Annotated in this window: 8 protein-coding genes; 1 reads left to right on the top strand and 7 read right to left on the bottom strand. The window is 72.7% G+C overall.

All coding sequences use genetic code 11. The features are described 5' to 3' along the window. Positions 1-120: 120 nt before the first annotated feature. Complete coding sequence (locus tag ACWEQL_RS40380) at positions 121-462, top strand: VOC family protein (protein WP_452156279.1); 342 nt, start codon at positions 121-123, stop codon at positions 460-462. 22 nt (positions 463-484) lie between these two features. On the opposite strand, the gene ACWEQL_RS40375 is transcribed toward ACWEQL_RS40380, so the two are convergent. The 7 genes from ACWEQL_RS40375 to ACWEQL_RS40345 form a co-directional block, all read right to left on the bottom strand. Continuing rightward, positions 485-607, bottom strand: a complete 123-nt coding sequence (locus tag ACWEQL_RS40375) for a hypothetical protein (RefSeq protein ID WP_452156277.1) — start codon at positions 605-607, stop codon at positions 485-487. 59 nt (positions 608-666) lie between these two features. Continuing rightward, complete coding sequence (locus ACWEQL_RS40370; protein ID WP_452156275.1) at positions 667-1,098, bottom strand: hypothetical protein; 432 nt, start codon at positions 1,096-1,098, stop codon at positions 667-669. Between the two features lie 224 nt (positions 1,099-1,322). Next, positions 1,323-2,480, bottom strand: coding sequence for a carboxylate-amine ligase (locus ACWEQL_RS40365; RefSeq protein WP_452156273.1), 1,158 nt, complete (start codon positions 2,478-2,480; stop codon positions 1,323-1,325). A 173-nt stretch (positions 2,481-2,653) separates the two neighbouring features. Continuing rightward, positions 2,654-3,139 carry an aromatic-ring hydroxylase C-terminal domain-containing protein gene (locus ACWEQL_RS40360; RefSeq protein WP_452156271.1) on the bottom strand — a complete coding sequence of 162 codons (486 nt, stop codon included), beginning with the start codon at positions 3,137-3,139 and terminating at the stop codon, positions 2,654-2,656. A 57-nt stretch (positions 3,140-3,196) separates the two neighbouring features. Beyond that, entirely contained in the window at positions 3,197-3,895 is a 699-nt protein-coding gene (locus ACWEQL_RS40355) for a TetR/AcrR family transcriptional regulator (protein WP_452156269.1), read from the bottom strand. Between the two features lie 250 nt (positions 3,896-4,145). Further along, positions 4,146-4,445, bottom strand: coding sequence for a hypothetical protein (locus ACWEQL_RS40350; RefSeq protein ID WP_452156267.1), 300 nt, complete (start codon positions 4,443-4,445; stop codon positions 4,146-4,148). A 295-nt stretch (positions 4,446-4,740) separates the two neighbouring features. Beyond that, positions 4,741-5,205 (bottom strand): hypothetical protein, encoded by a 465-nt coding sequence (locus tag ACWEQL_RS40345; protein ID WP_452156265.1) that lies wholly within the window; start codon positions 5,203-5,205, stop codon positions 4,741-4,743. Between the last annotated feature and the right edge of the window lie 692 nt (positions 5,206-5,897).

The raw sequence follows: 5,897 nt of genomic DNA, 5'->3' as shown, positions 1-5,897 counted from the left end.
CGGCGGCCGGACAGAACAACGCGAAGACAGTCCAGCAGGACGTCAGTCAGTGGCAGAGCCACGACCACCGGAACCTGAGTATCAGCATCAATGTCGGTGGTCGTGGTTAGGGTGACGGCCATGAGTCTGGCAGCAGTGATGATCACGGTGGACTGTTCGGAACCGCGGGAGCTGGCCCAGTGGTGGGCCACCGCGCTGGGGGGCGAGATCGCCGAGGACCACGGCGAATTCGTCATCGTCACGGCGCAACCGCTGGCGCTGGGTTTCCAGCGTGTGGCCGAGAAGCGGCAGGGCAAGAACCGGGTGCACGTCGACTTCGCCGCCGCGCCCGGCACGAGCCCGGCGGAGGAGGTGGAGCGGCTGGTCGCCCTGGGGGCGAGCGTCGTCGGTGAGCACAGCATTCCGGGTCTCACCTGGACCGTTCTGCAGGACCCGGTCGGCAACGAGTTCTGCGTCCACTGAAGGAGCGTTGCGACCGTGCCGGTCACAGCCACTCGTTGACGGCTGCGACCGGCACGGTCGCTTCAGAGCAAACGGTACGTCTGTCGTATCTCGTGGCCACGGCTCGATAGCGCTCGACGCGCGAGGCGTGGGTGGTGGTGACCATGCGCTCCACCTCACGGCCACCTCGGCCGGCTCCGCAGCAGCCGGCCGAGGAAACCGGTCCTACTCGTGGAACTGGAACAGCCAGGCCTGCCCCTGATCGTTCACCTCCAGCGGCCGCAGCGCGGTGCGCTGCGGGAAGATGTCCAGCACGCTGAGGTCCAGCGCCAGTTCCCGGCCGTCGACCGGGCCGCCCGGGACGACGACGTGGAACGTGAACCGCTCGGCACTCTGGCGCAGCACCCATTCGAAGGGCTCGGCGGTGCCGCGGACCTGCTGGTTCTCCTCCACCGGTCCGTCCAGGCCGATGTAGCTGCCGTGCCGGAGGTTCTTGATGACGACGTTTCCGTTGGCGACGCCGCTCACCTGCCACTCCTGCTCGCCGGGTTCGCCGGTCGGGGGCAGCAGGACCACGAACTCCTTGCCGGCCTGGAGGGTGAGCAACTGCTCATCGGACTTGGCGATCGCGTAGACGCCATCGTGCACAGGGGTCACGGCCGACTCCACTTCATCGGTGGGTGCTGGAGGTCGGGGGTGGTGCCGCGCGCGGCTCCACCTCCGACGAAGTGGGTCGATTCAAGCCAAGCGAGCGATGCGGGTACAGACCACCCGCCGTCGACCCACCCCAACGAGTAAGCGGCTACGAACGCCCGTCCGGACACCGAATGTCCGCACGGGACCCCCGCCACGCTCGGGCCATCCCGCTCGGGCCATCCCGCTCAGGCCGCCGCGCTCTCCCCCGCGATCATCGCGATCAGTCCGGAGCGCCCGTGTTCCGCCAGGTGCCGGCGCTGGCGTTCGGCGCCGTTGCCCTCGTTCAGCAGGCGGTCGACCAGCGGGACCACCGCGCGGGTGTCGCCCAGTTCGTCCATGACCGGGGCGAGCGCGGCCAGCATGGAGGCGACGAGCTCGCCGGCCGGCCGGGACAGTCCCGTCGCCGGATCGTGCAGGGTGCCGTCCATGCCGTACCGGGCGGCGTGCCACCCCGCGCCTTCCAGGCTCTCCGGCGCCCGCTCCGGCGCGGGACGTCCGGCGGCCGCCTCCCGCATCGCCGTGACGACCAGGGCGCGCACCAGCCCGGTCAGCATCACCGCCTCGTCGGCGCGCAGCTGGACGTCCATCGCGCGCAGCTCGACGGTCGGGAACTTCGCCGAGAGCCGGGCCTGCCAGTACACCTGTCCGCGGTCGCGGATCAGCCGGGCCTCCAGCAGGTGGTCGATGCGGCGCTCGTAGTCCTCCGCGTCCGCGAAGTACGGCGGGATCCCGCTGATCGGCCAGCGGCTGAAGACCACCGTGCGCCAACTCGCGTAGCCGGTGTCGGAGCCGTACCACAGCGGCGAGTTGGCCGACAGCGCGATCAGCACCGGCAGCCAGGGCCGCAGGCGGTTCACCACCTCGACGCCCGTCTGCGGGTCGGGCACGGCCACGTGCACGTGCATGCCGTTGATGAGCGCCTCGTCGGCCAGCCGCGACATGTTCCGCCTGATGGAGCGGTACCGCGGGGCGTCGACGATCGCCGGGGGCGTGGAGGGCGCGTACGGGGCGGTGCCGCACGCGGCGAGCCGGCAGTCGGCCGTCTCGGCGGCGGCCGCGAGCGCGTGCCGCAGGCGCAGCAGATGGCCGCCGACCTCGGCGAGGTCCCGGCAGACCGGGGTGGCCACCTCGACCTGTGCCTGGAGCAGCTCGTTCTGCAGCTCGGCGTGGTGCACGGCGGGGTGCAGCCCGGCCGCCTCCTGCACCGCGTCGACGTGCGGCAGCGGCAGGCCGCTGTCCGGGTCGAGCAGCAGGTACTCCTCCTCGACGCCGACGGTCGGACGGCCGCCCGCATCCGGGGTGAGCTCGTCGTCACCGTCTGTCATGCCGGTGCCAGTGCCCATAACTCCGGGTTACCCGCTCATCCGGTGGCCAACCGGGGCACGGGCGGCGCCGGGCCGCCCTCCCGGACGGGCCGGGGTTCCGGCATGCCGGACGGTACACCGCCGGGCCCGTGCGGAGCCGTATCCGCCCGGGATCGTCACCGTCGACATCGACGACCCCTCTGCAACAAGCTTCAGTCGTGCGGGTGGCCGAGCCAGCGGGTCGCGGCCTGTTGGAACGCCTCGGTGTCGGGGTGGTCGTCCGCCCATGCCACGATGCCGTCCGGCCGGATGAGCAGGGCGGTGAGTCCGAGGTCGTCGCGCACCGGGCCGGGCAGCCGCAACGGCAGGGCGGACGTGTCGATGCCACCCGCGTCCAGGCCCATGCCCGCGAAGTGGGACACGTCGCGGGGAGCGGGCGCCTCACTCGCGTCGGGGTCGGCGCCGACCTTCTTCCCGTCGGCTCCGGAGGCGTCCAGCACCGCTTCGAGCAGGCCGCGGCGGTGGAGGGTCTCGGCCGAGCCGGCGTTCAGGCCCCGTAGGCCGAGCGGGAGCGCCTTCAGCGGTGAGGTGGGTTCCCGGTCCCGTTCGAGGATCAGGACCGAGCAGCCGGACAGGGCCAGTTCGCCGGCCAGGAACAGGCCGACCGGGCCGCCGCCCGCGATCACCACGTCATGCATGAGAGATCTCCGTTCAGGGAGGTCCGGTCGGCTGCCCGGCCCGGTGGGGCGGCGGGGTCAGCGCAGGCGGGTGAGGCCGTCGAGGACGACGGCGATGCCGGTGAGGAACTGCTCGCGGTCGTCGTGCTCTCTCATCTGGCCGGCGACGGCGTGCATGAACGGGTAGGACTCGGCGTCGAGGTCCTGCCACGCCTGCGAGGTCGCGTCGAAGAGCTCCTCGCGGTCCGCGGCGGGGTCGATGCCCGAGGTGTCCCCCTCGACGCGGGCGTTCTGGCTGATCGCGCCGAGGACGTAGTGCACGAGCGTCGAGGCGGCGTCGAACCAGCGGGCCCGGGGGACGCCCAGGGCGCCCACCTGCCGGCCGAGCCTTTCGAAGATCCCCACCGTCACCGGGCCGACGGGGTTGCGGATGATCTGGAGGGTCAACCGCGTGGCGAGCCAGTGGTGTTCGGCGACGGCGTCGAACAGGGCCAGTGCGACGACGCGGATCTCGTCCTCGGGTGTGGCCCGTGCCCCGGCGGGCTCGGTTGCCAGAGCCGTGGTGATCACGGTTTCCGTCGCCGTGTCCAGCAGTTCGTCCCGGTTGCCGACGTGGTAGTAGATCGCCCCCGACCCGGTGGACAGGCGATCGGTCATCGCCCGGACGGTCAGGGCGCCCTCGCCACCGGTGTCGAGGAGGTCGATCGCGGTCTCGATGATCTGCTCCCGGGAGAGCACCTGGTTACGCCGCCGAGTCCGGCGCGCTCGCGTTGGCATGCCCCGACGATGACACATTTGGAGCGCTGTGCCAACTTGGATCATCGGGCCAACTTGGAGCGTAGCTCCGTTTTGGAACAGTGAACCACATGGGTGGGCGGACCGCGGCGGGTTCGTTCGAGGGAGGCCGGCCGTTGGAGCGGCCCGTGGCCGCGTGAGGCGTTCGCCGGCCCGTCCCGGGCGACGAGCTCCGGGACGGGCCCTGTGGTGGGTGGCTGCCCGATGCCCGTCGGCTCCGGGGTGGCCGTTCCTACCGCTGGATCCAGACCTGCCACTTGCCGAGGCCGCTGTTCCAGCGGCACTCGGCGCCGTAGACGTCGGCGTGGGTGTCGAACCACCAGGCCGCCCGCCGGTTGCAGTCGGCCTGCTTGCCGTAGACGTCGTTGGTGGGCCGCCACTTGTACAGCAGCGCGGTGGAGTCCGCGGCGGAGGCGGCCGGGGCCGACGGGGCGGCCGGGGTGGCCGGGGTGGCCGCCTGGGCGGCGACCGGGGTCGCCAGGACGGCCAGGGCCGCGATGCCCGCGGCGGCGGTGAGGACTCGAACTCGCATGCCGGTGCTCCATCCGACTGGGAGGGTTGCGCCGCGGGCCCGGGTCGGCCCGACGGCAACCTCACCTTGTGGCGGACCGGTCAGAGGCGGCAAGGGGAGACGGCGTCCGGGACACGTCCCGGACAGCTCCGGGGTGTGCCGAACAGGACCAGGAGCCCTGTTCCACACCGGCTCCCACCACGTCGGCCCCACGACGTGCGCCCTTCACCCTGGCCACCGCTCGCGGCGGGCGGGGGACTCCCGGCCGTCGGTGTACGCCTGTTCGCGCGGTACGGCGGGGGCGGGCGCCGCCGCCTCATCGCGGCGGGAGCGGCTTCGACCCACCGCGCCCGCGCCGGCCTCGCCGGGCGACCCAGAGGACCCTCATCACGGCCGCGCCGCACACGAAGGAGCACGCGCCCACCGCGAGGGCGCGCGGGAGCGGCGGCCGGTGCGGGCCTGCGAGCACCGGATCGGCCTTCGGCGCCGGGCCGTTCCGGGCGACGCCGTCCCCGGCGCGGGACCGGTCCGGCCCGTCGGCCCCCACCTGCCGCAGGGCGTGCTCGGCCCGGGCCACCGACTCGTAGGCCGCCGCCCACGCCTGCACCTCGCCCTCCCCCGCGCAGGCACGGACGAACGCGATCACCACCCTCGCCTGCGGCAGGGTCCGCCGGCCCAGGGCCGTGCAGAGGGTACTGGGCGGCAGGACATCACCGCACTCTTCCGCCTGCCGCGCTATCTGACGGTAGGTCAGCCCGGACCAGCGCCTCAACTCGTCCATGCAGGACAACAGCTCCATCGCCGTCACACCCGAGCCGGGCCGCGGGGACGGCCCGGTCGGTGCCGTCGGGCGCTCCGACGCGTTCGCCGGTCGCCTCGCCTCCCCCTGGAGACGAAGGGCTGAGTGCCGAGAATCGGCCATCGGTTTCCTTTCCAGGAGAAATCGGGAGCGGCACGACGAGGCGCACCGGCGACCGGGCCCGTGACGGTGCTCCTTCGTACGGTCCGACGCCGGCTCGTACGTCGATGCGCAACGCACGGGCGGCCGCGCCTCGGCGCGCAGGCGGCCCCTACCGGCCTGGGCCACGTACCCCGGCCGGCCCCGGCACCGCCCCGGCGTTGTTCCGGCGTTGTTCCGAACACAGCTTCCTTGGCCGAGAGTTGCATCGACAACGACCTACGGATGGAGCCGAATGTCACTGGTCGGCCGACACGACCACGGGGAATCCGGACATCGGGGGCGATGTGCTGCGTATCCACTTCACCGCGAAGGACCTGGCGGCGGTGACCGTGCCCCGGGGCCGCTCACTGCCGGGGAGCGAAGGGAGCAGGGGCGGGAGGACCTGGTGTCCTCCCGCCCCCGCGGGGTGGTCCGACGGTCAGGGGTCTGGATGGTCCAGGTCTGGTAGGCCTGGCCGTGGGGGGGAGGGGGGGGAGCGAGCCCCACGGCCCGGGGTGGGGGGGGGGAGGGGC

Source organism: Kitasatospora sp. NPDC004240, from assembly GCF_053603215.1.
The sequence above is the reverse complement of the archived record's forward strand: the minus strand, read 5'-3'. Positions and strand labels throughout refer to the sequence as shown.